Raw genomic sequence first — 25,004 nt, forward strand, 5'->3', positions numbered from 1 at the left:
CGTTAATGGTTTATTGTAAAGTTTTCAATAATGAGGTGATGCTCACTCTGTCTGCAATGATATTGTTCAGTTCAGAGATAGCTACACGCTCTTGCTGCATGGTGTCGCGATTACGCAATGTCACGCAGTTATCTTCTAATGTCTGATGATCCACTGTTACGCAGAACGGAGTACCGATGGCATCCTGACGACGATAACGCTTGCCGATACTGTCTTTTTCGTCATATTGGCAGTGGAAATGGAACTTCAGAGCATCGATGATCTCACGGGCCTTTTCAGGCAGACCGTCTTTCTTGATCAACGGCATAACAGCCAGTTTCACCGGAGCAAGGGCAGCAGGCAATTTCAGCACAACACGGCTTTCTCCGTTTTCCAGTTGCTCTTCGCAATAAGCAGCGCTCATGATGCTCAGGAACATACGGTCTACACCGATAGAAGTTTCAATCACATACGGAGTGTATGATTCATTCAATTCAGGATCAAAGTATTTGATGCTCTTGCCGGAGAATTTCTCATGCTGAGACAAGTCGAAGTTTGTACGGGAGTGGATACCTTCCACTTCTTTGAAACCGAATGGCATCAGGAACTCGATATCTGTTGCAGCATTAGCATAGTGAGCCAATTTATCGTGGTCGTGATAGCGGTAGCTGGCATCACCGAAGCCCAGCGCTTTATGCCATTTCAGACGAATCTCCTTCCATTTCTTGAACCAATCCAGTTCCGTTCCCGGTTTTACAAAGAACTGCATCTCCATCTGTTCGAACTCACGCATACGGAAGATGAACTGACGGGCAACAATCTCATTACGGAAAGCCTTACCAATCTGGGCAATACCGAAAGGTACTTTCATACGACCGGTTTTCTGCACATTCAGATAGTTTACAAAGATACCCTGTGCCGTTTCCGGACGAAGATAAATCTTCATGGCACCATCTGAAGTCGATCCCATTTCCGTAGAGAACATCAGGTTGAACTGACGGACTTCCGTCCAGTTCTTAGTACCGGAAATAGGACATACGATCTCTTCATCAACAATAATCTGACGAAGTTCATCCAAATTATTATCATTCAGTGCTTTTGAGAAACGAGTGTGAAGTGCATCACGCTTAGCCTGATGTTCCAACACACGTCCGTTGGTAGAACGGAATTGAGCCTCATCGAATGAGTCACCAAACTTCTTGGCAGCTTTTGCTACTTCTTTATTGATTTTATCGTCATACTTTGCCAACTGATCTTCGATCAATACGTCAGCACGATAACGTTTTTTAGAATCTTTATTGTCAATCAAAGGGTCATTGAATGCGTCCACGTGTCCGGAAGCCTTCCAGATGGTAGGGTGCATAAAGATGGCAGAGTCGATACCGACAATGTTTTCGTGCAACAGCACCATGCTGTCCCACCAATATTTTTTAATGTTGTTTTTCAATTCAACGCCCATCTGACCGTAGTCATATACTGCGCCTAGTCCGTCGTAGATATCGCTTGAAGGAAATACGAAGCCGTACTCTTTACAGTGCGATACAAGTTTCTTAAAAACGTCTTCTTGTGCCATTTTCTTTTCTATATCTATTAATTTGAATTACCTTTTTTCGTAAAAAGTGCCACAAAGATAGGCATTTATCTCATAAATAAGACAGGGAGGGTATTAATTTATCTTATTCTTCTGTTTGTTCCTGCTCCTGATCTGCTTTCTTCATCTCTTTAGTCAACATACTTTCGGGCATATAATATTTAAAAGGGATGCGCATACACTTTGTTTTCTTCATGCGGTCACGGAGTACGCTGTTTGCCACAAAATAAACGCGGGATACCGATACTTGTCCCGGTGTCACTTGTTCGGGACGTTCAAAGCCAGGACTGGTCAGAGCCGTTTGGAATGTACCCAGCCCATCAATCGTCACAGACTGTCCCATAGAAAGCAAATAGCGGATGGCATCCGCTACTTCCACCAATATGCCTTCAACCTGACCACGGTGGAAACCTCCCCGCAGCTCCACCACTTGGGCTAGTTCTTTGTTCTGTACTCCGCCTCTATCCTGTATTTTACTTGGTACACCATACCATAACTCTTTTCTTTCTCCGGACGTCAAGTCCGCTTTCTTTCTTACTACATAAGGGATTGCCATGTCTTATACTCCTTTCTTGTTTCGTTTATATTTTCATTCTGTACGACACCCGGGTGTCAGCACGTATGACACCCGGATGTCAGACATCACAACACCCGGGTGTCGTACAGCACGAGCCCCGGGTGTCATACATATCTTCTTCGCAACAAAGTTAGACTATTATAGAAAGAAAACAAACTAATATTTATATATTTGTTTCCATAAACTTTAATATACCCGCACACACTATGATAAAAATACTACTGCTGATCGATTATTCCAGTGAATTTGACAGAAAATTGCTCCGCGGACTTGTACAATATTCCAAAGAAAACGGACCTTGGCTTTTCTATCGGCTTCCATCCTATTACAGCGGCATGTATGGAGAAAAAGGTATTCTCAAATGGGCAAAAGAATGGAAAGCTGACGCCATCATCGGACAATGGAACAATGACACCGTCAATCTACTGAAAGAACTGAATATTCCGATTGTATTGCAGAATTATCACCATAGAAGCACTACTTACTCCAATCTGACGGGCGACTACAAAGGAACGGGCAGAATGGCCGCCCAATTCTTCGCCAAGCGGATGTTCCACAACTTTGCTTATTTCGGCATAAACGGAGTTGTCTGGTCTGACGAACGTTGCGAAGGCTTCCGTCAGGAAGTTAAACGGATAGGCGGCAACTTTTATTGTTTCGAATCCGATAAGCATGAAGACGAAATCAGAATAGAAGTAAGCCAATGGCTGCAAGAGCTTCCTAAACCCATAGCGTTGTTCTGCTGCGACGACTCACACGCACTATTCATTTCGGAAACCTGCAAGATAAGTAACATACACATACCGGAAGAAATCTCCCTGTTAGGAGTCGACAATGATGACTTGATCTGCAATATTTCCGATCCTCCCATCTCCTCCATAGAACTGGAAGTAGAAAGAGGAGGATATTCCATAGGCAGGCTCATTCATCAACAAATCAAAAAGGAACATGAAGGGACCTTCAATATCGTCATCAACCCTATCCGCATAGAATTGCGGCAATCCACAGAAAAGCATAATATAAAGGACCCTTACATTCTCGAAGTTGTAAAATACATAGAGAGTCATTACAATTCCGACCTGACCATAGAGTCTTTGTTGGCACAGATTCCGCTCTCACGCAGAAATTTTGAAGTGAAATTCAAAAATGCGATGCATACTTCCATCTATCAGTATATCTTAAACTGCCGGGTCAACCATCTGGCCGATTTACTTCTTACTACAGATCGTTCATTGGCAGACATTGCAACGGAAGCCGGATTTAAAGACTATAATAATATCTCCCGGATTTTCAAAAAGTTCAAAGGATGTTCCCCTTTGGAATATCGGGAGAAAAAAATCACGAACAGATAAAAAATAAATTATTCGTTTTTCGAATATAGCTTTTCGTTTTTAGTACCGGAGGCATTACTAAAGTGGCATATCTTTGTTCGGTAAATGTTAACTCTTAAAGTCAATCAACAACTTATGGAGCAAAAGAAAATCGTGCTATTCATCCTGATCGTTCATCTGGCAGCATTTCTAGCAGGATGCAGCGGAAACAAAAATAGCGGAAACAATGACTCCTCTGATCTATGGAATAAGTTATCGAGCTACTTCCGCCCGCCCGCAGAATACGAAAATGTATATGGGAATTTTCGCTCTCCTTTATTATATTATAATGGGGATACAGTCAGAACCGTTGAAGACTGGCAAAGACGACGAACTGAAATCAAGGACAGATGGATGAGCCTGTTAGGACAATGGCCGCCTGTCATTACCGGACAAACATTTGAAATTCTGGATACTCTCCACCGTGAAAACTTCATGCAATACCGTGTCCGCTTCTACTGGACTCCCAACGAACAGACTGAAGGTTATTTGCTGGTTCCGGACAAAGAAGGCAAAAAGCCTGCCGTTATCACTACATTTTATGAACCCGAAACGGCTATCGGATTGGGTGGAAAACCTTATAGAGACTTTGCATATCAATTGACGAAAAGAGGATTTGTCACATTATCAATAGGAACAACGAAGACCACAGAGAATCAGACATATTCCATTTATTACCCCACCATTGAAAATGCAACTCTCCAACCACTTTCAGCATTAGCTTATGCAGCCGCAAATGCATGGGAAGTATTAGCCAAAGTACAGGACGTCGATTCTACAAGAATAGGCATCACAGGGCATTCTTATGGTGGGAAGTGGGCAATGTTTGCCTCATGCCTATACGAAAAGTTCGCTTGTGCGGCATGGGGAGACCCCGGAATTGTATTCGACGAAACAAAAGAGGGATATATCAATTACTGGGAACCCTGGTATTTGGGATATTATCCGCCACCATGGGAAAATACATGGAGCAAAAATGGGCATGATTATGCTAAAGGCATTTATCCGAAGCTCCGCAAAGAAGGATATGATTTGCATGAATTGCATACGCTGATGGCACCTCGCCCATTTCTTGTTTCCGGAGGATACTCTGACGGAACAGACCGGTGGATAGCGCTAAACCATACAATAGCGGTCAACCGGCTCTTAGGATACCGTAATAATGTCGCGATGAGCAACAGAGTCAATCATGACCCAACCCCTGAATCAAACGAAATTATATATGATTTTTTTAAATGGTACTTGCATTCAGCAAATAAATCTACCAAAGAGTAGAAAGATGCGTTTTTTGAATACACTTTTTCGTTTTTTTGCGCAAAAAATCAACTCTGGATGCCTAACTTTGTTCTATCAATTCATCCAAGTAACCTAAATTACTTGACTAAAATGATTAGCCTATGAAAAATATACACTAGAAAACATAAAATGCCCCATCTGCGAATGGGGCAATATTAATGCCATATTAATAAAACTAATCATAAATTATCGCCCAATTAATAAATAACACAATAATAAATTCATAATTAATAAATTAAAAGTGCTAGCTCAAAGGAATTAATAAAGCTAGCAGATGATTCCGAGTTAGTAATAAATATTAAACTATTAAAAATTCAATAGGTTAAATATATACTAAAAAGAGTAGAAACTAAAAAAAGTAAACTATGGAAGCGAATAATCGCAGAGATTTCTTAAAGAAAGCCGCATTAGCGGGAGCCTCCGCCCTAATGGCTCCCACACTACTGGCCGCTGAAGGCAAAGATGGAAGTGAATTCGTTCTCTCTCCGAGCAAAAGGACGGACAGCAAATTAATTGTACCGAAGAATAATGGTCTGAAAATCACAGGCACTTTTCTAGATGAAATATCTCACGATATTCCACACCAGAACTGGGGAGAAAAAGAATGGGATCTCGACTTTCAGCACATGAAAAGGATTGGTATCGATACCGTTATTATGATCCGTTCCGGATATCGCAAGTTCATCACTTATCCGTCCAAATATCTATTAGGAAAAGGATGCTATATGCCTTCCGTGGATTTAGTAGATATGTACTTACGACTGGCTGAAAAATATAACATGAAGTTTTATTTTGGGCTGTATGACACCGGTCATTATTGGGATACACGTGATATGTCGTGGGAAGTGGAATATAATAAATATGTGATTGACGAAGTATGGAATACTTACGGTGAAAAGTATAAGAGTTTCGGAGGCTGGTATATTAGCACGGAAATCAGCCGCAATACCAAAGGAGCTATCGGTGCATTTCATACCATGGGTAAACAATGCAAAGATGTATCGAATGGCCTCCCTACTTTTATATCCCCTTGGATTGATGGTAAAAAGGCAGTCATGGGAACCGGAAAAATGACAAGGGAGGATGCTGTATCCGTAGAACAACATGAGAGAGAATGGAATGAAATTTTTGATGGTATACACGATGTAGTAGACGCTTGTGCTTTTCAAGACGGACACATTGACTACGACGAACTGGATGCTTTTTTCACTGTGAACAAGAAACTGGCAGACAAATACGGAATGCAATGTTGGACAAACGCGGAAACATTCGACCGCGATATGCCCATCCGGTTCCTGCCGATCAAATTCGACAAACTCCGCATGAAACTGGAAGCGGCAAAACGTGCCGGATATGATAAAGCAATCACTTTTGAGTTTTCTCACTTTTTAAGTCCGCAATCAGCTTATCTGCAGGCAGGACATTTATATGACAGATACAGAGAATACTTTGAAATCAAATAAACTATATGAAAACAACAATTAATCTGGGTTATATCATATTCCTTTCAGTCGTTGCTGCTTTAGGAGGCTTTCTGTTCGGTTATGACACAGCTGTCATATCCGGCACAATAGCTCAGGTGACACATCTGTTTCAGTTGGACACCTTGCAACAAGGATGGTATGTAGGATGCGCATTGATCGGATCGATTGTCGGTGTTCTCTTTTCCGGAATATTGAGCGACAGCATCGGACGTAAAAGAACAATGATACTTTCTGCCATTCTGTTTTCTACATCAGCAATCGGCTGTGCTTTTTGCATTGACTTTAACCAGTTAGTTGTTTATAGAATCATAGGTGGCATCGGAATTGGTGTTGTTTCTATTGTATCTCCTCTTTACATTTCCGAAGTTTCCGTCGCACAATTCAGAGGCAGGATGGTCTCCCTGTATCAACTGGCCGTAACTGTCGGTTTTCTAGGAGCTTATCTTGTCAACTACCAGTTATTGGCATATTCAGAGAGTGGAAACCACTTACCTATCGCCTGGTTAGAAAAAATAGTAGTTACAGAAGTGTGGAGAGGTATGTTAGGCATGGAGACATTACCAGCCGTAATATTCTTTATTATTATCTTTTTCATACCCGAAAGCCCCAGATGGCTGATAGTAAAAGGACAAGAAAGGAAAGCCACTTATATTCTGGAAAAGATCTACAATTCATTTAAAGAGGCTGATTTCCAGCTAAACGAGACAAAATCCGTCCTTGTTTCCGAGACCCGTTCAGAATGGTCTATCCTTCTGAAACCAGGTATTCTGAAAGCAGTCATTATCGGTGTATGTATTGCTATTCTGGGACAGTTCATGGGGGTTAATGCAGTTCTTTACTACGGGCCTTCCATTTTTGAGAATGCCGGTCTTTCAGGAGGGGATTCTCTGTTCTATCAGGTTCTTGTAGGACTTGTGAATACACTGACCACTATCCTGGCACTTCTCATCATTGACAAAGTAGGACGCAAGAAACTGATATATTATGGGGTATCCGGAATGGTCGTTTCATTGATACTCATTGGCAGTTATTTCCTCTTCGGAAATGCCTGGAATATTTCCAGCCTGTTTCTGTTAGCCTTCTTTCTGTGTTATGTTTTTTGTTGCGCCATTTCCATTTGCGCTGTGATATTCGTACTTCTCTCTGAGATGTACCCTACCAAAATACGCGGATTAGCAATGTCCATTGCCGGATTCGCTCTTTGGATCGGTACCTATCTGATCGGACAGCTAACCCCCTGGATGCTCCAGAATCTTACTCCAGCCGGAACATTCTTCCTGTTCGCCATCATGTGTGTACCGTATATGCTCATTGTCTGGAAACTCGTACCGGAAACTACCGGAAAGTCTCTGGAGGAGATTGAAAGATACTGGACCCGTTCGGAACGGTAAAATAGACCTTATTAAATAAAAAACTAACAATTATGGATTTAAAAAAATTAGCAAACCAATACAAAGACGAACTACTGAATAATGTTCTTCCATTCTGGTTAGAGCATTCTCAGGATCACGAATTCGGTGGCTATTTCACTTGTCTGGATCGTGAAGGCAACGTATTCGATACAGATAAATTTATTTGGCTGCAAGGACGCGAAGTTTGGTTATTCTCAATGCTTTACAATAAAGTTGAGAAAAAACAGGAATGGCTGGATTGCGCTATTCAAGGCGGTGAATTTCTAAAAAAATACGGACATGATGGAAACTATCATTGGTATTTTTCTTTGGATCGGGCAGGTAATCCTCTGGTAGAACCATACAACATCTTTTCCTATACATTTGCTACAATGGCTTTCGGGCAACTCAGTCTGGCTACAGGCAATCAGGAATATGCTGACATTGCAAAGAAAACGTTCGATATTATTCTCTCAAAGGCAGATAATCCGAAAGGTAAATGGAACAAAATCCATCCGGGCACACGTAATCTGAAAAATTTCGCCCTCCCGATGATCCTTTGTAATCTGGCACTTGAAATAGAACACTTGTTGGACAAAGAGTATCTGGAAAAAACAATAGAGACTTGTATCCATGAAGTGATGGAAGTATTCTATCGCCCGGAGCTAGGAGGAATTATTGTTGAAAACATAGGAGTGGACGGCAATCTCGTAGACTGTTTTGAAGGACGGCAAGTGACTCCCGGACACGACATCGAAGCGATGTGGTTTATCATGGATTTAGGAAAACGCCTGAATCGCCCTGATCTAATCGAAAAGGCAAAAAATGTAACCTTGACGATGATTAACTACGGATGGGACAAAGAATATGGTGGCATCTACTATTTTATGGACCGCAAAGGTTGCCCTCCCCAACAACTGGAATGGGACCAAAAACTTTGGTGGGTACACATTGAAACACTTATTTCCCTACTAAAAGGTTACCAATTGACAGGTGACAAACAATGTATGGAGTGGTTCGAGAAAATACATGAGTATGTATGGACGCACTTCAAAGATGCTCAATATCCTGAATGGTTCGGTTACTTAAACCGCCAGGGAGAAGTACTTCTGCCACTTAAAGGAGGCAAATGGAAAGGCTGTTTCCATGTCCCCAGGGGCTTATATCAATGCTGGAAAGTACTAGAAGAATTACAATAAATCTAATACCCAAAAACTTTTTTATTAACCAATTAAATTTTATCTTATGATGGAACAATGCTTTAAGCAAAAAAGTAGTTTCCGAACAATCAGAATCATACTATTCTCATTGTCGATGCTTTTTGCGTATGCCACAAATGGCTATGCCCAGAACATGGTTAGGGGAGTCGTCACAGACGTGACCGGTGATCCGTTGCCAGGAGTCAGCGTCGTTGTCAAAGGTACGACCACAGGTACCACTACCGATATTGACGGTAGATACTCTATCAATGTACCTTCCACAGGTACATTAATCTTCTCATACATTGGTATGGCCAAACACGAAGTTAAAACACAAGGACAAACAACCATCAATGTCAGCTTGTCAGAAGATGTATCAAGTTTGAATGAAGTTGTTGTAGTAGGCTATGGAACTCAAAAGAAAGTCCACTTGACAGGTTCTGTCGCTTCCGCTTCCTCAAAGGAAATATTAAAAACCACAGCAAGTAATATTTCACAAGCCTTGGTCGGGAAATTACCAGGTTTAGTAAGCCAACAATCTACCGGGCAGCCTGGAGCTGATGATGTATCTTTCTTAGTACGAGGTTATTCATCTTACAACGGTGCTAGTACCCCATTAGTATTAGTTGATGGAGTAGAACGTGAAATGGCACGCATAGATGCGTCAGATATAGAATCTGTTACTATTTTAAAAGATGCTGCGTCTTGTGCTGTGTACGGTATGAAAGGAGCCAATGGAGTTATATTAATTACAACCAAACAGGGAACAGAAGGTAAGCCTGTAATCACTTATCGAGGCAGTGTTACTTTCAACCATGCGACTAACCTCCCTAAAATGATGAATGGTACACAATACATGCAATACTACAACTTAGCACGTCAACTAGACAATATAGCAAATGGCTTGGAACCTGGTGAGGGATTTTTCACTGATGAAGAGATTGCAGCAACCTACAATGGGGACCCGACGGACGGATATGAAAATACAGACTGGACATCGCCCATATACAAAACTACTATGATGCATCAACATAACCTTTCTGTCAGTGGAGGTACAGATAAAACTAAATACTTTATCAGTGGTGGATTCCTACGCCACAATGGTATCATCAAAGACCATAAAAATCAACGTGGTAACTTCCGGTCCAATATCACAACAGAAATCAATAGAAACCTCAATGTTCAGTTAAATATTGCTGGCAATATACAAGATTACTATCGGCCAGGAGGATATACTTATGAAAACCAAAAAGGTTACAATCTCTTCCATTTAATGTTATATTCACTACCTTATGTTCCTCAAGAATATAATGGGTATCCCACCTCCGGTTACCGTCAATCCGGTAGTGCAGCCAATGCTGTATATGGATCAGCTAACTCAGGATTTGAAAAAGCACGTAATGTCCGACTGGAAACATCTGCCAAAATAGAATACTCATTCCCCTTCTTAAAAGGTCTAAAAGCAAGTATGTTTGCAAGTTGGGACTACTATGATGGAGATGGCAAAACATTTACTTATGCCTATGATATAATGGCATTCACTCCAGCAGATAAAAACAACGCTAACAAAGGGAATGGATATTCACTGGTAAAAAGCGCAAATCTTTCACCAGAAGGAAATATGTATGTAGGGAATAACAAGAGACAAAAGGTAATGCTGCGTCCTTCTATCTCTTATAACAACAAAATTGGTTTGCATGATATAGGAGCATTATTTCTTTACGAACAAAAGAAAGAAAACTCAAGTTCATTTTCAGGAAGCCGCAAGGATTTTGATATATTTGACCTTCCTGAATTAAACTTCGGTGATGCCGCAACAGCTATCATTAACGGGTCATCTGGTAAATCTGCATATGCCGGATACGTGGGACGTTTAAATTATGCCTATGACAACAAATATCTTGTAGAAGCTTCTTTCCGCTACGATGGTTCCTACCTTTTCGCTGAAGGTCAGCGATGGGGATTCTTTCCTTCCGTCTCTTTAGGATGGGTTGCCTCTGAAGAAGACTTCTTCAAAGACTTATTTCCAAAAATCGATTACTTTAAACTTAGAGGTTCAGTCGGAATATTAGGAAATGATAATGTAGATCCTTTCTTATATCGTAAACTTTATGAACTAAACAGCAATAATGTAGCATTCGGAACCAGCCCATCTTCACAAAGCACATTATCCAATAAGGTCGCTTATCCAATGACCGACCTAACGTGGGAAAAATGTCGCACAATCAATCTCGGATTTGAAATGAATGCCTGGAATGGATTATTAGGAGTAGAATTTGATGTATTCTATAAATATACTTATGACATTCTCCAGAACATTACTTCCATCTATCCGGCATCTCTAGGAGGTCATGTACCCACCCGAATGAATGACGGAACTTTCGACAACAAAGGTTTCGAATTAATACTAAAACACCGCAATCAAATTAGTGATTTTAACTATAGCTTAACCGGAAATTTAACATATGCACATAACCGTATATTAAGCAAAAGACAAGCTGACGGTACATTACCTTGGCAAAGCACCTTGGGGAGTTCAATAGGAGATGTATGGGGGTTGAAATCGATGGGGTTATATCAAACTCAAGAGGAACTAGATAATGCTCCCAAACCTATTGGAACTAAACCACGCTTAGGTGATATCCGCTATATGGACATCAATGGAGATGGCCAGATTAATTCACAAGACCAAGTGAAGATTGCACGTAATTCACGTCCTGAACTGATGTTTGCCCTAATGGCCGATGCCAATTATAAAGGATTCGACTTATCTATTCAACTACAGGGAGCTGCCCTTTGCGACAAAATGCTGCAACAAAACTGGTATAATCTAAACGGTGTTACAGACCAAACTCCTTTAACCAAGCCTTTCTACGCAGGAGTAGACAATGCTCCACTTTATTTAGTAGAAAACAGTTGGAGACCTGACAACATTAATGCAGAATATCCACGGCTATCAATAAGTCCTGGAACCAATAACGCCCAGATTTCAGACTACTGGAAAAGAAATGGCGCATACCTACGTTTGAAAAACGTTGTGTTAGGATACACATTCCCTAAACAATGGATGAATAAACTTGGCGTTGGTAGCCTCAGAATATATGCAAGCGGTCAGAACCTACTAACTTTTACAGAATTTAAATACCTGGATCCTGAAAGTGCCAACGTAATTACCGGTTATTATCCGCAACAACGTACTTTCAGTGTAGGTGTTGATGTTTCATTCTAAACAGACTATTCATATGAAAAATATAAAAAAATACATATTAGGCATGGCTACAGCTTTATGTTTATGCCAGTCATGCGACGTATTGGATATTGATCCTACTGGAAATTACAGTGAAACTACCGCTTTTAATTCTATCAAAAATCTAGACTTATATGTAAAAGGTTTTTATAGCATATTCTACGTAAACTCACAATTATACGTAGATGCGAGTTGTTTGATGGATGACGGAGCTAGTGATTTGATCAAATATTCATGGTATGGAGTAGATGGAGGTAAAATGAATCGTTTCTTCTATCAAAGTAACTTCGTAACTCCTCAAGGCAATTTCCGTTCTAACTGGAATGATATGTATACTCGTATCCGCCAGTTGAATGAATATTTTTATGACTTAAAAAAATATGGAAACGGATTAAATCCGGAAGAAGTAGCTGCACGTACTGCAGAGGTCCGTTTCATGCGTGCTTTTGCTTATCAAGAATTGGTTATTCGACATGGAGGCGTAATTCTACGCACATCTGAGGAGTATATAGACGGCCCAGAAGAAAGAGCAAAAGCTCGTTCATCGGAAACCGAATGCTGGGATTTCATATTGGAAGAATACAAAAAAGCCGCTAATGATTTACCTGAATCATGGGCAAATAGTGACGCCGGACGTTTAACTAAAGGAGCAGCTTATGGCATGCAAGCACGTGCAGCCTTGTATGCGAAACGCTGGGATAAAGCAATTGAAGCGTGTGAGGAAGTATTAAAACTAGACTATACATTACTTCCTGGCACGAGTTATGAAAGCTATTATAAGATCTTCACATCTGTCAATAACAAAGAACTAATATTGCCCGTATATTACGAAAAAGGACAAAATAAGAAACAACATAATTTTGATACATATTTTTGTCCGCCATTTGACTCTAAGCCATGGACGGGTGGAGCTAATAACGGAGCTGCAGCTACTCCTTCAGATGAATATGCATCATCTTTTGACATTAAAGTTAATGGTGTGTATCAAGCTTTTGACTGGGATAAGCTTAACGTTTATGGAAACAAACCTTTTGATAATCGCGAGCCTCGCTTTTACGCTTCTATTTTATATAACGGGGCTTCATGGAAAGGACGCACTCTACAGCTATATGTTGACGGTGATGACGGATATATGGACTTCTCCACAGCTGGACAAGACAATGTTCATAGATCAACTACGGGCTATATCTTTCGCAAATTCATGAGTAATGACCCTGAATACAACTTCACTAATGTCTTAAGTGGCCAATATTGGATAGAAATGCGATTGGCAGAAATATATCTGATCCGTTCAGAAGCATATGCTCGCAAAAATGAGTTCGAAAAAGCATATGCTGATTTAAAAACAATTCGTGACCGCGTAGGATTACCCCAATTAGAACAAAAAAATAATTGGAGTGACTACCTAACTGATTTAGCCAAAGAACGTATTTGTGAATTAGGTCTGGAAGGTCATCGTTATTTTGACTTGATCCGTTGGGGGATTGCCGTACAAACGCTTAACCAAAAACGTCTGCATGGTATCAAGATAGAGAAAAAAGGTAATGATTTCGCTTATGAAAAAGTAGAATGTGACACACAAGATCGTTTGTTCCCGGAAAGATATACTATCTTCCCTATTCCTTTTAGCGAGTTGCAAACTAACATTCTTTGCGAACAAAATGATTTGTGGAAATAATATTATTTAAAAAGAAGAATTATGAAAATGAAATATTTATTTCACGGTTTATTAGCTTCAATCCTTCTCATTACTGCATGTCAAGAGCCAGATGATTTGGTAAGAAGCGATAGTGAAAACATTAATATTCTTTCTGTTAAAGGATCTCTAATATCCGATGCAGACAAGCAATATGATGCTATTGTCGATGAAGCAAATGGTACTATCACAGTACAGGTCCCTTATTATATCTCGGATACTGAAAAAATTCAAGGAGACTTGACTCAAATGAAAGTTACTGCAAACATGCCCACAGGTGCAAGATTCGAGCCTGAAATCTCTGGCATTCATGATTTGGTTGCAGGCTTCCAATCTACATTAATCAAAGAAGATGGAACAAAAACCCTTTACACTTTCAAAGCAATTTATGCTAAATCAAAATCAGCGCTCATTACTAAAATAGTGTTACCGGATATACCAAATCCATTGATCACAATCAAATCACCTGAGAACGAAGGTGAAAATGGGATTATCGTTATTTATAAAACATCTTCCTCCATTGATGCTGCTATACGTTCGGCACAACTATTTACCTCACCATGGGCTACTATTGAATCAACAGCTATGGATTCAGAAGGTTATATTGATTTAAGCCAAATGGCAGACATCTATGTTATCGCACAAGATGGAGTTACCAAGCAGAAGTATACTGTCGAAATCCAAACTCCTTCTTTCGTTGCTCCGGGAAGAATCGGCTATAAATCCTTATTATTCGGATTCCAAACAACCCCTGCTGATCCTAGAGGTTTCGTTCCTACAAATAACCGTAGTCTAGCCATAGTTAACAATTATTTGATAGTAAGTAGTACAACCTTAGACTTTGTAGTCCTAAACCGTTATAGCGGTGAACATCTGAAAGATATACAAGTTAATACGACAGGATTGCCTACCGGACTTATCCATGCAATCACACAAGATGATGCCAATCACATGGTAGCCATAACTTTCTGTGCAGCTAATAACCCATGGAGCAAAAATCAGTTATTCGAGATTTATGTTTGGAAAAACGGCATTACCAATCCACCAACAAAAATTATGTCCGAAGATATTCTCACTAGTGATGTTTTTGCTCAGTTCCGTAGTACCAATGCTAGTGTTGCAACTACAGGAACGTGGGATATGGGACGTACCGTATCTATAAAAGGAGACATTACAAACGGAACTGCCATATTAATGTCATTAGCAAATAGTGTAATGAACCGGGTTCTTCGGGTAAAAACAGAAGATGGAAAAGTTATCTCCGTACATGGCTCAGCCAAAGGTCTCTATAGCTGGTACCTGCAAAGTAAACCTATTCCTATGACAACAGAAGACGAATGTGATTATATTATGAGCTCCAACAATGCCCGAAAGAATGTGATCTATACTCCCAAAGAAGGAAGTCAGATAATATTTGATCCTAAAGGTAATTGGTGGGGTGGTAGTCTGATTGGTACAGCATATACCGAATTTAATGGTGTAAAACTAGTGGCTGTCCAAAATTCCAACACAACTTCCAAACCTCAATATTGTCGCCTTTGCATAGGAAATATAACTTCTATGACTACGACGGCAATGGCAGACGCACAAATAATGGATTCACGCTTGGACAATTATGACCCTGCATTCGGACCAACTGGACCCAATGGGAATAACAGTTCTCTAACCGGAATGACTTCATTCTATAATGCAATCGGTGAAAATCCAAACTCAACAGGCGACATAGCTATCGGTCATAGTGCTGACGGTAACTCTATACAAGTTTACATGTTAACTACTGACCATGGTATTATAGCATATGAATTAACGAAGTATAATCTATAATCATTGTTTCAATCAAAAGTCGATATTGCCCCAAAAGCTTATCGACTTTTGATTTCCTAAAATTGGAATTGTTTATCTATATTCCTGTAAATATTATAATTGGTCATGAAAATAAAAGTTGGTCTGATAGGTTTTGGGCGCATGGGACAGTTTTATCTAAAAGAAATGCAAAAAAGCGGTCAATGGGACATTGTATACATCTGTGATGTAAATACAGATGCTCTAGAACTTGCCAAATTATTATCACCCGAATCCAAAACCATCACAGATGAACGTATTGTCTTCGCAGATAAAGATGTACAGGTAGTAGGTCTCTTTGCACTCGCTGACTCTCGAAAAAGACAAATCGAGCAAGCTATTCAAAGTGGAAAACATATCATATCAGAGAAACCAGTGTCTGATACCATTGATAAAGAATGGGAAGTAGTAAATCTCACAGAAAAGTATGATCGCTTCTCCACTGTCAATTTATATCTACGCAATTCTTGGTATCACCAGACTATCAAACAGTTTATTGAACAAGGTGAAATCGGAGAATTAGCAATTCTTCGTATTTGCCATATGACTCCCGGACTTGTTCCTGGTGAAGGCCACGAATATGAAGGTCCGGCATTCCACGATTGCGGAATGCATTATGTAGATATTGCCCGATGGTATGCTAACAGTGAATACAAAACCTGGCATGCACAAGGAGTCAACATGTGGAACTATAAAGAACCTTGGTGGATACAATGTCATGGGACCTTTCAGAACGGAGTAGTATTTGATATTACACAGGGGTTTGTATATGGCCAATTATCAAAAAACCAGACACACAATTCCTATGTTGATATTATTGGTACAAAGGGAATTGTACGCATGACGCATGATTTCCAAACTGCTGTAGTTGATCTTCACGGAGTTCACGAAACACTACACTTAGAAAGACCATTTGGCGGTAAGAACATAGATGTATTATGCAAATTATTTGCTGATTCCATCAAAACAGGAAAACGTAATTCCCGACTACCATTCATACGAGATTCCGCTATTGCCTCAGAGAATGCATGGCTCTTTCTGAAAGATGCCCACCAGCATGTTCTTCCGGCAATTGGTGAACTACAAACTCTTGAAGAAATCCGTGAACGAAGGAAACACCTGAAAAATGGATACGGATTACTACAGAGTCATAGGTATAATCTTATTAAATAAATACAATAATACTATGTCAGATTTTTCAAGAAGAAAATTCCTAAAAACTGGAGCTGCCGCATTAGCCGGTATCACAATAGCTCCTAATTCAATTCTAGGTATGAGCCATGGTCATATCTCACCCAGTGATAAGTTAAACATCCTTGGCATTGGAATTGGTGGACGTGGTGCTAGTGCAATCCGCAGCATGTCCAGCCAAAATATTATTGGGCTTTGTGATGTAGACTGGAAATATAGCGGACATGTATTTGATGAATACCCTAAAGCAAAACGTTATTATGATTATCGCAAAATGTTTGATGAATTGGGCAAATCAGCGGACGCTGTAATGATAGCAACCCCTGACCATACCCATGCTCTTATTGCGGCAGAAGCCATCACAATGGGAAAACATATATATTGTGAGAAGCCATTAACACACACCGTATATGAATCACGCCTATTAACCAAACTCGCAGATAAATATAATATTGCTACCCAAATGGGAAACCAAGGCGCTTCAGGAGCTGGTGTCCGCAAGATCTGCGAATGGATATGGAACGGAGAAATTGGTGAAATCACTAAAGTAGAAGCATTTACTGATCGTCCTATCTGGCCCCAAGGACTTAGTCGACCAGACAAGGCAGAAAGAGTACCCAAGACATTAAATTGGGATTTGTTCCTCGGTCCTGCTCAGTACCGTGATTATAATCCTATTTATACTCCTTGGAACTGGCGAGGTTGGTGGGATTTTGGTACAGGTGCATTAGGTGATATGGCATGTCATGTTCTTCATCCGGTATTTAAAGGATTAAAATTAGGATATCCTACTAAAGTACAAGGTAGTTCGACATTGCTTATGACAGATTGTGCTCCCAATGCTCAAATGGTTAAATTCACATTCCCAGCTCGCGATAATATGCCGAAAGTTGCAATGCCAGAAGTGGAAGTTTATTGGTATGATGGCGGCATGAAACCAATGCGTCCAAAAGGTTTCCCTCAAAACAAAAATTTGAATGTAGATGGTGGAGGTGTCATTTTCCACGGAACAAAAGACACATTGATCTGCGGATGCTACGGAAGAAAACCTTGGTTACTCTCCGGTAGAGATCCTAAATGTCCACCAGTATTACGTGAAGTTAAAGAAACTCATGAAATGGACTTTGTACGTGCCTGCAAGGAAAATGCCTCAAGCCGTATTCAGACTACTTCTCCCTTCAAAGAAGCAGGACCTTTCAATGAGATGGTAGTAATGGGAGTACTTGCTATCAGGCTTCAATCACTAAATCAAGAATTGTTATGGGATGGTCTCAACATGAAATTCACAAACATAGACCCTAATGCTACCATCCAAACAGTCATCAAAGATGGCTTTACGATTAAAGATGGGCATCCAACCTTCAATAAACAATGGACAGACCTAATAAATGCTCAAGCATTTGCTCAGGAATTAATCAAGCATACTTACCGAGATGGATGGAAGTTACCGGATATGCCCAATAATTAACTATTAAACATTAATTTAGAATCATGAGAAATCAATTTTATCCACTAATTTATAGTCTTATAGCCGGAGTTTTGGTATCTTGCAACGGCAATAAGAAAGTTGCAGTATCACAAGATGACACCTCATCTAACTTCATAACTTTATCGTGTTCCAAATCATTAAAAGCTTCTGAGATTGACAGTATACAATTTCCCATTGACAAAGATGGCTATATCACCCTTTTTGACGGAGAAACGTTCAAAGGTTGGCGTGGATATGGTAAAGAACAAGTTCCATCTAAATGGACCATCGAAGACGGTAGTATTAAATTCAATGGGAGTGGTATTGGAGAAGCTCAAAATAGTGACGGTGGTGACCTAATCTTCGCACATAAATTTAAAAACTTTGAACTGGAATTAGAATGGAAAATATCCAAAGGCGGTAATTCCGGAATTTTCTACTTAGGACAAGAAGTCACATCTAAAGACAAAGATGGAAACGATCGATTAGAAATGCTTTTTATGTCTGCACCTGAATACCAGATATTAGATAATGCAGTTCACCCAGATGCTCAATTAGGCAAAAGCAATAATCGGCAATCAGCTTCTTTATATGACTTGATCCCTGCTATTCCACAAAATGCCAAACCTGCCGGAGAATGGAATAAAGCAAAAATTATGGTATACAAAGGTACGGTTGTTCATGGCCAAAACGATGAGAACGTTCTTGAATATCATCTATGGACACGAGAATGGACAGATTTACTGCAATCCAGTAAGTTTAGCGAGCAAGAACGTCCTTTAGCATTTCAATTATTAAATAACTGTGGTGGTGACAACAGAGAAGGATTCATTGGCTTTCAAGATCATGGTGATGACGTATGGTATCGTAACATCCGCATAAAAATCCTTGATTAATTATTATTAGCATTATCAAGAGAGGATTTCTATTACAAAAATTTATAGTGACCTCTCTTGATATAAAATATAAAACATTTATTTATACTATGCCATCTTTCTTCCAAAAAATACAAGAGCAACTGCATCATTACTTAATTCATATAAGATCCCGACATATGCTCTGAAAACAGGAGAATTATTGCATTATCAAATTTCATTAATAAGCTTGGAAGCGTTGATTATATGTATTTCGCAGTCTGAAAAAAGCTACGAAGTAATCAAACTAATAAAAAAGATACAAAGAGAAAAAACAAAAGAAGTCGTAAATCCGGTATTCTGGAGTGATAACTTCATTTCATTGTTCCCTAATGAGACCCGTACCATCACTGCGACAGTATCCATAGAGGATTTACATGGAGAAAATCCTATAATTATTATTAAATAACTAATAAAACCAAGAAACATGAAACTATTACTTACAACCTTGGCAATAGTCTATCTAAGTTTGTTCATGAGCCTGCAAGCACAAGAACAGGTACGGGTTATCCCCTATCCTGCTGAAGTCACCATGCAAGCAGAAACGTGTAAACTCAAATCGGGTCAGAAAATCCACTATCTGGATGCCAGTTTATATAAAGAAGCAGCATTCCTTGAAAAGAAACTCGCTGATTTAAACTATAAAATGAAAGTAATCCCCGGCAAAAAAGCTGCGAAAGGAATCAACTTATCATTAGACAATAGACTGCAAAACAAAGAGGGCTATCAGCTGATTATCGCCCCCAAACAGGTCCTAATCAAAGGAGGAAGTCCAGCTGGAGTTTTCTATGGTATTCAAACGCTATTACAGCAGTTAACCAACGGAGATCTAAGATGTGGAACGATAGAAGACGCCCCGCGTTATGAATGGAGAGGATATATGCTTGATGAAGCACGTCACTTTTCCGGCGAAAAAAGGGTAAAACAAATCCTTGACCTGATGGCATATTATAAGATGAATCGCTTCCATTGGCATCTGACAGACGCACAAGGATGGAGAATCGAAATTAAACAATACCCTAAACTGGCAACTATAGGAGGAGAAGGTTGCCATAGTGATCCGGATACACCGGCACAATATTATACACAAGAGCAGATCCGTGATATCATAGCATATGCCAAAGAACGTCATATTGAAATTATACCCGAAATAGACATGCCCGGACATGCCACAGCAGCCAATAAAGCTTACCCGGAATACTCAGGCGGAGGAACGGAAGAACATCCGGAATTCACTTTTAACGTTGGCAAAGAAGAAACTTATACTTATCTGACTAATATACTAAAAGAAATAGCTGCCTTATTCCCTTCTCCATATTTACATATCGGAGGCGACGAAGTAGCTTACGGAATCAAGGCATGGGAAACAGACCCACATGTACAAGCACTATTGAAACGCGAAGGGTTACAAACTGTAAAGGAAGCAGAACGCTACTTTATGCATAGAATGACAGATGTAGTAAACTCACTAGGTAAAACTTTAGTCGGTTGGGATGAACTTCTCGACTTGAATGTAAAGCAAGATAATACTATCATTATGTGGTGGAGACATGATAAACCCGATTACCTGCGCAAATCACTGACCAAAGGATATTCGACTATCATGTGTCCGCGCAAACCGCTTTATTTTGACTTCGTACAATATAAAGACCACAAATGGGGACGAATCTGGGACGGATTCTGCCCAATAGAAGATGTATATGCTTTCCCCGACAAATGGTTTGCCGAATGGGGAGTGTCAGCCTCTGACCTCTCACATGTCAAAGGCATACAGGCCAATACATGGACGGAACTAATGCATACTAAAGATCGGGTAGATTTCATGATCTTTCCCCGCCTCTGCGCACTGGCAGAATCAGCTTGGTCCGCACCGACAGTCAAAGACTACGACAAGTTCCTGTCACGTATGGAAGATGCATTCACCTTATTTGATAAGCTGAATATTTATTACTTTGATTATCGTAATCCTCAGCACCATCCGGAACCGGCTGGTCCTGTCATCAAAAAGAAAGAAAAAATACAAATGGATTTCCGTGACTAAAAAAAGAAATGCTACATGAAGATTCTTATCTACTTTTTAATAATTGTACTGTGGAGCATCAATATGGAGGCAAAAGTCAAATTGCCTCCACTACTTAGTGACAATATGGTCTTACAGCAAAAAAGCAATGTACGAATCTGGGGAAAAGCGACTCCAAATTCTACTGTTGTAGTAACTCCTTCATGGGCAAATAAGGAAGTCAAAACCCATGCTGACGAAAAGGGGTGTTGGGAATTACAGATCACAACGCCTGCTGCCAGTTTCGAAGAATATACATTAACACTGACGGATGGAGAGCAATCTGTCACTTTGCAGCACCTCCTGATCGGAGAAGTCTGGTTATGTGCCGGACAATCAAATATGGTAATGCCTTTGAACGGATTTGATTATTGTCCCATAAGCGACTCCAATAATGTCATAGCAGATGCTCCCAATCATCCGGGAATACGAATGGTAACCATAAAGCCGACAGTAAAACTATCTCCGCAGGAGTATGCAGAAGGAAGCTGGCAGCAACCAACTACGGAAAATGCTCCGAAGTTTAGTGCAGCCGCCTATCATTATGCATTAACTTTACAACGGACCTTGCAGATTCCTATAGGAGTTATCACCTGTGCATGGGGAGGCTCAAGAGTAGAAGGTTGGCTACCTAAGGAAATACTACAAACCTACAAGGATGAAGACCTGACTTTAATAGGAAGTGACAAGACACCAGTCTATTTACAATCGATGTTAATGTATAATGGAATTTTATACCCCTGTCACAAATATACAATAAAAGGTTTTATCTGGTATCAAGGAGAAAGTAATGTAAGAAGTAGCAGAACATACGCCGAACGCCTAGCTACGATGGTAAAACATTGGCGATCAATATGGAAACAAGGAGACCTGCCTTTCTACTATGTTGAGACAGTCCCATTTGCCTGTGAATATAAAGAAGATGGCTACATAGGAGCATTATTGCGGGAAGCTCAACAAAAGGCGCTTTCACTCATTCCCAATAGTGGTATGATCGGAACAAACGACTTAGTAGAGACATACGAAGCTCCTCAAGTGCATCCTCACAATAAAAAAGGGATTGGAGAACGCCTCGCATATATGTCCTTGAATAAGACATACGGATATCAGGGAATAGAATCCGAATATCCATCTTATAAAAGCATGAAAATCAACGGAGAGACAATTGAAATCTCCTTTTCCCATGCAGAAAAAGGATTAAGCCCCTGGATGAATATCTCCGGATTTGAGATTGCAGGTTCAGATAAAGTCTTTTATCCGGCAGAGGCCTCTTTAAATCAGAAGGATCATACAGTAATTGTCAAATCCCCAACAGTCAAATCTCCCGTTGCCGTTCGTTACTGTTTTCGGAATTTCCTGAAAGGAAATCTGATTAATACACGCAATCTGCCGGTCAGACCATTTCGCACAGATAAGTGGTAATAAAAACATAAAATAAATGATGAAAAGAATATATTATACATATCCGGTTTTATTAGTCTGGCTTGTGTCGACATTGTTGCCACAATTTTGTATAGCTATGCCTAATGAACAGAAAGAAAACAATGATGTGGTCATAGAGAACGCGGAAATGCGTCTAATTATTAGCAATGACGGAAAAGCACGCAGCCTGATACACAAAGCTACGGGAGAGGAATGTCTGATAACAAATGCAGATGTACCTTTATGCGCTATTACCCAATACCGTCCTTACGATAATGAAAACTTCCTAATGTTTCCTGCAAAGCCACGCACCTTCCCAGCCAATAAAATTGAACGTAACGGAAATGAATTACGTATAGAATTTCAGGATACCTATGACATTGCCATCATAGAGTTAAATATCACAGATTATTATATAGGTTTCACTCTGAAGCAAATTGATTATCGTATCGAAGATTTTGGGGTAAAACGCAAAACTGAAATAGATGAAATCTCATTATTACAATTACCAGTACGTAAACGTGAGAACTTTGGTGAGTGGCTGAATGTATCATGGGATGAACAGACAGCCATATGCCTGCTAGGCACCCATCCGACCACCTATATCGATGCTTTTGCAAACAAGGAATATACTACGATGTATGCAGGACTTGATTTTCAAGTGAAACTTTTCAATTCCGGTGCAGCACTGATTACTACTTCAAAAGAAAAACTGCTAACCTGTATTGATAAAGTAGAACGTGACTATCATATGCCTTTAGGAGTAGAAAGTCGCCAACGTAAAGAATATCAGTACTCCTATTATGAGCTACGTGATGTCACGACTAAAAATATAGATGAACATATTGCATATGCTCAAAAAGGTGGTTTCAAATCCATTGTCGTCTATTATGTTGATTTCGCCAAAGCTTGCGGACATTATGAATGGAGAAAAGAATATCCGAATGGAATGAAAGATTTACAGGAAATCACTAATAAAATCAAAGCAGCAGGCATGATACCCGGCATTCATATTCATTATTCCAAAGTAGCAGTGAATGACCCATATATCAACAACGGCATACCGGACTCCCGCACCAACCATGTACGCGAATTTATTCTCTCGGAACCATTAGATGATTCAAGTACTATCATCACTATAGAAGGTAATCCGGAAGGCGTACGTATGGAGAAAGGACGACGTCTCCTGCAAATTGACAACGAGCTTGTCACTTATGAGAACTATACCACCGAACCACCATATCAATTTACGGGATGTGTACGGGGAGTATTTAACTCAAAAGCAGCCTCACATGACAAAGGACAACATTTCAGACTATTGGATGTAGATGACTGGCCCCTGTTTATCCGTGTCAACCAAAATACAGGAATCCAAAAAGAGATTGCCGAACGTTTAGGAAAAATCTACCACGAAGCAGGCTTTCGTTTTGTCTATTTTGATGGTGCGGAAGATGTACCGATGCCTTATTGGTATAATGTCTCCCGCTCTCAGATGATAGTATACAACGAAATGAAACCAACTCCATTATTTGCAGAAGGAGCATTGAAATCACATTATGGATGGCATATTTTAAGTCGTGGGAATGCTTTCGATATATTCCCTCCGGAACGTATCCGTCCGGCAATGAAGAAGTATACACTTCGATGTGCAGAGCAGATAGCCAAAGATTTTACTTCTGTCAATTTCGGATGGGTGAATTACTTGGCTCCCAACGACAAGACAATAGGCATGCAACCAGACATGTATGAATATATTTGCAGCAAAGCTGTCGCATGGAATTCTCCCATATCATTAGTTGGCAATTTAAAAGAGTTACAGAATCATCCTCGTACGGAAGATAACCTGAGAGTTATCAAAATGTGGGAAGAAGTAAAACTTCAAGGTGTCCTGACAGACAAACAGAAAGAATTACTCAAAAATCCCGAACAAGAATATCTTCTGATGAAAGATAAAAAAGGAAATTATCAGTTATACCCCTATCGTCAAATAACCAAGGATGACGAAAAGCCAATCCGGGCATTCATTTTCCAGAAAGCAGGAAGGACTTGTATCATTTATTGGCATATGAACGGTACAGGGCAACTCACTCTTGATATAGAAAAAAACAAGCTGTCTTTGATGAATGAGAGTGGTAAAAGAATACCTATCCGGTCAGCAGGAAGCAAAAGTATCCTCCCCGCAGCAGAGCGTCTCATATTGGAAACCGCTCTTCCACAAGAGGAAGTAATAAAATTATTCAGAAAAAGCATCGAAATTATTAAATAGAAATTATTCATC

General features: G+C 39.9%; 17 protein-coding genes. 15 read left to right on the forward strand and 2 right to left on the reverse strand.

All coding sequences use genetic code 11. The features are described 5' to 3' along the window. Positions 1-10 precede the first annotated feature (10 nt). Both DW640_RS09935 and DW640_RS09940 read right to left on the reverse strand, forming a co-directional pair. The gene (locus DW640_RS09935; RefSeq protein WP_055220605.1) at positions 11-1,552 is read right to left on the reverse strand and encodes a glycine--tRNA ligase; all 1,542 of its coding nucleotides are present in this window, start codon (positions 1,550-1,552) and stop codon (positions 11-13) included. Between the two features lie 103 nt (positions 1,553-1,655). Continuing rightward, positions 1,656-2,126: an HU family DNA-binding protein gene (locus tag DW640_RS09940; RefSeq protein WP_061473620.1), complete on the reverse strand. Its 471-nt coding sequence runs from the start codon at positions 2,124-2,126 to the stop codon at positions 1,656-1,658. A gap of 227 nt (positions 2,127-2,353) precedes the next feature. Here DW640_RS09940 and DW640_RS09945 point away from each other — a divergent pair, with 227 nt between their 5' ends. The 15 genes from DW640_RS09945 to DW640_RS10015 all read left to right on the forward strand — a co-directional run bounded on the left by DW640_RS09945 (position 2,354) and on the right by DW640_RS10015 (position 24,992). After that, positions 2,354-3,499 (forward strand): DNA-binding transcriptional regulator, encoded by a 1,146-nt coding sequence (locus DW640_RS09945; protein WP_008767092.1) that lies wholly within the window; start codon positions 2,354-2,356, stop codon positions 3,497-3,499. Between the two features lie 114 nt (positions 3,500-3,613). Next, entirely contained in the window at positions 3,614-4,792 is a 1,179-nt protein-coding gene (locus DW640_RS09950) for a prolyl oligopeptidase family serine peptidase (protein ID WP_048696311.1), read from the forward strand. A 386-nt stretch (positions 4,793-5,178) separates the two neighbouring features. Further along, entirely contained in the window at positions 5,179-6,276 is a 1,098-nt protein-coding gene (locus DW640_RS09955; RefSeq protein ID WP_008762555.1) for a DUF4434 domain-containing protein, read from the forward strand. Positions 6,277-6,281: 5 nt separating this feature from the next. Further along, entirely contained in the window at positions 6,282-7,688 is a 1,407-nt protein-coding gene (locus DW640_RS09960; protein ID WP_016269728.1) for a sugar porter family MFS transporter, read from the forward strand. Between the two features lie 32 nt (positions 7,689-7,720). Further along, complete coding sequence (locus DW640_RS09965) at positions 7,721-8,887, forward strand: AGE family epimerase/isomerase (RefSeq protein WP_117577994.1); 1,167 nt, start codon at positions 7,721-7,723, stop codon at positions 8,885-8,887. Between the two features lie 49 nt (positions 8,888-8,936). Then, entirely contained in the window at positions 8,937-12,116 is a 3,180-nt protein-coding gene (locus DW640_RS09970; RefSeq protein WP_370448819.1) for a SusC/RagA family TonB-linked outer membrane protein, read from the forward strand. Between the two features lie 13 nt (positions 12,117-12,129). Continuing rightward, positions 12,130-13,812 (forward strand): RagB/SusD family nutrient uptake outer membrane protein, encoded by a 1,683-nt coding sequence (locus DW640_RS09975; RefSeq protein WP_055269168.1) that lies wholly within the window; start codon positions 12,130-12,132, stop codon positions 13,810-13,812. A gap of 21 nt (positions 13,813-13,833) precedes the next feature. After that, positions 13,834-15,654: a DUF5018 domain-containing protein gene (locus DW640_RS09980; protein WP_055269088.1), complete on the forward strand. Its 1,821-nt coding sequence runs from the start codon at positions 13,834-13,836 to the stop codon at positions 15,652-15,654. A 105-nt stretch (positions 15,655-15,759) separates the two neighbouring features. Then, positions 15,760-16,845: a Gfo/Idh/MocA family protein gene (locus DW640_RS09985; RefSeq protein ID WP_117577998.1), complete on the forward strand. Its 1,086-nt coding sequence runs from the start codon at positions 15,760-15,762 to the stop codon at positions 16,843-16,845. A 13-nt stretch (positions 16,846-16,858) separates the two neighbouring features. After that, complete coding sequence (locus DW640_RS09990) at positions 16,859-18,331, forward strand: Gfo/Idh/MocA family protein (RefSeq protein WP_117578036.1); 1,473 nt, start codon at positions 16,859-16,861, stop codon at positions 18,329-18,331. Positions 18,332-18,354: 23 nt separating this feature from the next. Then, positions 18,355-19,227, forward strand: coding sequence for a DUF1080 domain-containing protein (locus DW640_RS09995; RefSeq protein ID WP_055269086.1), 873 nt, complete (start codon positions 18,355-18,357; stop codon positions 19,225-19,227). 217 nt (positions 19,228-19,444) lie between these two features. Next, positions 19,445-19,654, forward strand: coding sequence for a hypothetical protein (locus DW640_RS24300; protein WP_224207312.1), 210 nt, complete (start codon positions 19,445-19,447; stop codon positions 19,652-19,654). 18 nt (positions 19,655-19,672) lie between these two features. After that, a complete protein-coding gene (locus DW640_RS10005; RefSeq protein WP_008762546.1) occupies positions 19,673-21,286 on the forward strand; it encodes a beta-N-acetylhexosaminidase in 1,614 nt (537 codons plus the stop codon). Between the two features lie 15 nt (positions 21,287-21,301). After that, positions 21,302-22,726, forward strand: coding sequence for a sialate O-acetylesterase (locus tag DW640_RS10010; RefSeq protein WP_008767100.1), 1,425 nt, complete (start codon positions 21,302-21,304; stop codon positions 22,724-22,726). Positions 22,727-22,742: 16 nt separating this feature from the next. After that, entirely contained in the window at positions 22,743-24,992 is a 2,250-nt protein-coding gene (locus DW640_RS10015; RefSeq protein ID WP_117578000.1) for a hypothetical protein, read from the forward strand. Positions 24,993-25,004 lie beyond the last annotated feature (12 nt).

The organism is Bacteroides sp. AM23-12 (genome assembly GCF_003434395.1).
Taxonomy (GTDB): domain Bacteria; phylum Bacteroidota; class Bacteroidia; order Bacteroidales; family Bacteroidaceae; genus Bacteroides; species Bacteroides thetaiotaomicron.

What these genes read in the sequence shown, in the direction of transcription:
- DW640_RS09935 (WP_055220605.1), bottom strand. Translation starts at nt 1,552, where the DNA reads ATGGCACAAGAAGACGTTTTTAAGAAACTTGTATCGCACTGTAAAGAG.
- DW640_RS09940 (WP_061473620.1), bottom strand. Translation starts at nt 2,126, where the DNA reads ATGGCAATCCCTTATGTAGTAAGAAAGAAAGCGGACTTGACGTCCGGA.
- DW640_RS09945 (WP_008767092.1), top strand. Translation starts at nt 2,354, where the DNA reads ATGATAAAAATACTACTGCTGATCGATTATTCCAGTGAATTTGACAGA.
- DW640_RS09950 (WP_048696311.1), top strand. Translation starts at nt 3,614, where the DNA reads ATGGAGCAAAAGAAAATCGTGCTATTCATCCTGATCGTTCATCTGGCA.
- DW640_RS09955 (WP_008762555.1), top strand. Translation starts at nt 5,179, where the DNA reads ATGGAAGCGAATAATCGCAGAGATTTCTTAAAGAAAGCCGCATTAGCG.
- DW640_RS09960 (WP_016269728.1), top strand. Translation starts at nt 6,282, where the DNA reads ATGAAAACAACAATTAATCTGGGTTATATCATATTCCTTTCAGTCGTT.
- DW640_RS09965 (WP_117577994.1), top strand. Translation starts at nt 7,721, where the DNA reads ATGGATTTAAAAAAATTAGCAAACCAATACAAAGACGAACTACTGAAT.
- DW640_RS09970 (WP_370448819.1), top strand. Translation starts at nt 8,937, where the DNA reads ATGGAACAATGCTTTAAGCAAAAAAGTAGTTTCCGAACAATCAGAATC.
- DW640_RS09975 (WP_055269168.1), top strand. Translation starts at nt 12,130, where the DNA reads ATGAAAAATATAAAAAAATACATATTAGGCATGGCTACAGCTTTATGT.
- DW640_RS09980 (WP_055269088.1), top strand. Translation starts at nt 13,834, where the DNA reads ATGAAAATGAAATATTTATTTCACGGTTTATTAGCTTCAATCCTTCTC.
- DW640_RS09985 (WP_117577998.1), top strand. Translation starts at nt 15,760, where the DNA reads ATGAAAATAAAAGTTGGTCTGATAGGTTTTGGGCGCATGGGACAGTTT.
- DW640_RS09990 (WP_117578036.1), top strand. Translation starts at nt 16,859, where the DNA reads ATGTCAGATTTTTCAAGAAGAAAATTCCTAAAAACTGGAGCTGCCGCA.
- DW640_RS09995 (WP_055269086.1), top strand. Translation starts at nt 18,355, where the DNA reads ATGAGAAATCAATTTTATCCACTAATTTATAGTCTTATAGCCGGAGTT.
- DW640_RS10005 (WP_008762546.1), top strand. Translation starts at nt 19,673, where the DNA reads ATGAAACTATTACTTACAACCTTGGCAATAGTCTATCTAAGTTTGTTC.
- DW640_RS10010 (WP_008767100.1), top strand. Translation starts at nt 21,302, where the DNA reads ATGAAGATTCTTATCTACTTTTTAATAATTGTACTGTGGAGCATCAAT.
- DW640_RS10015 (WP_117578000.1), top strand. Translation starts at nt 22,743, where the DNA reads ATGATGAAAAGAATATATTATACATATCCGGTTTTATTAGTCTGGCTT.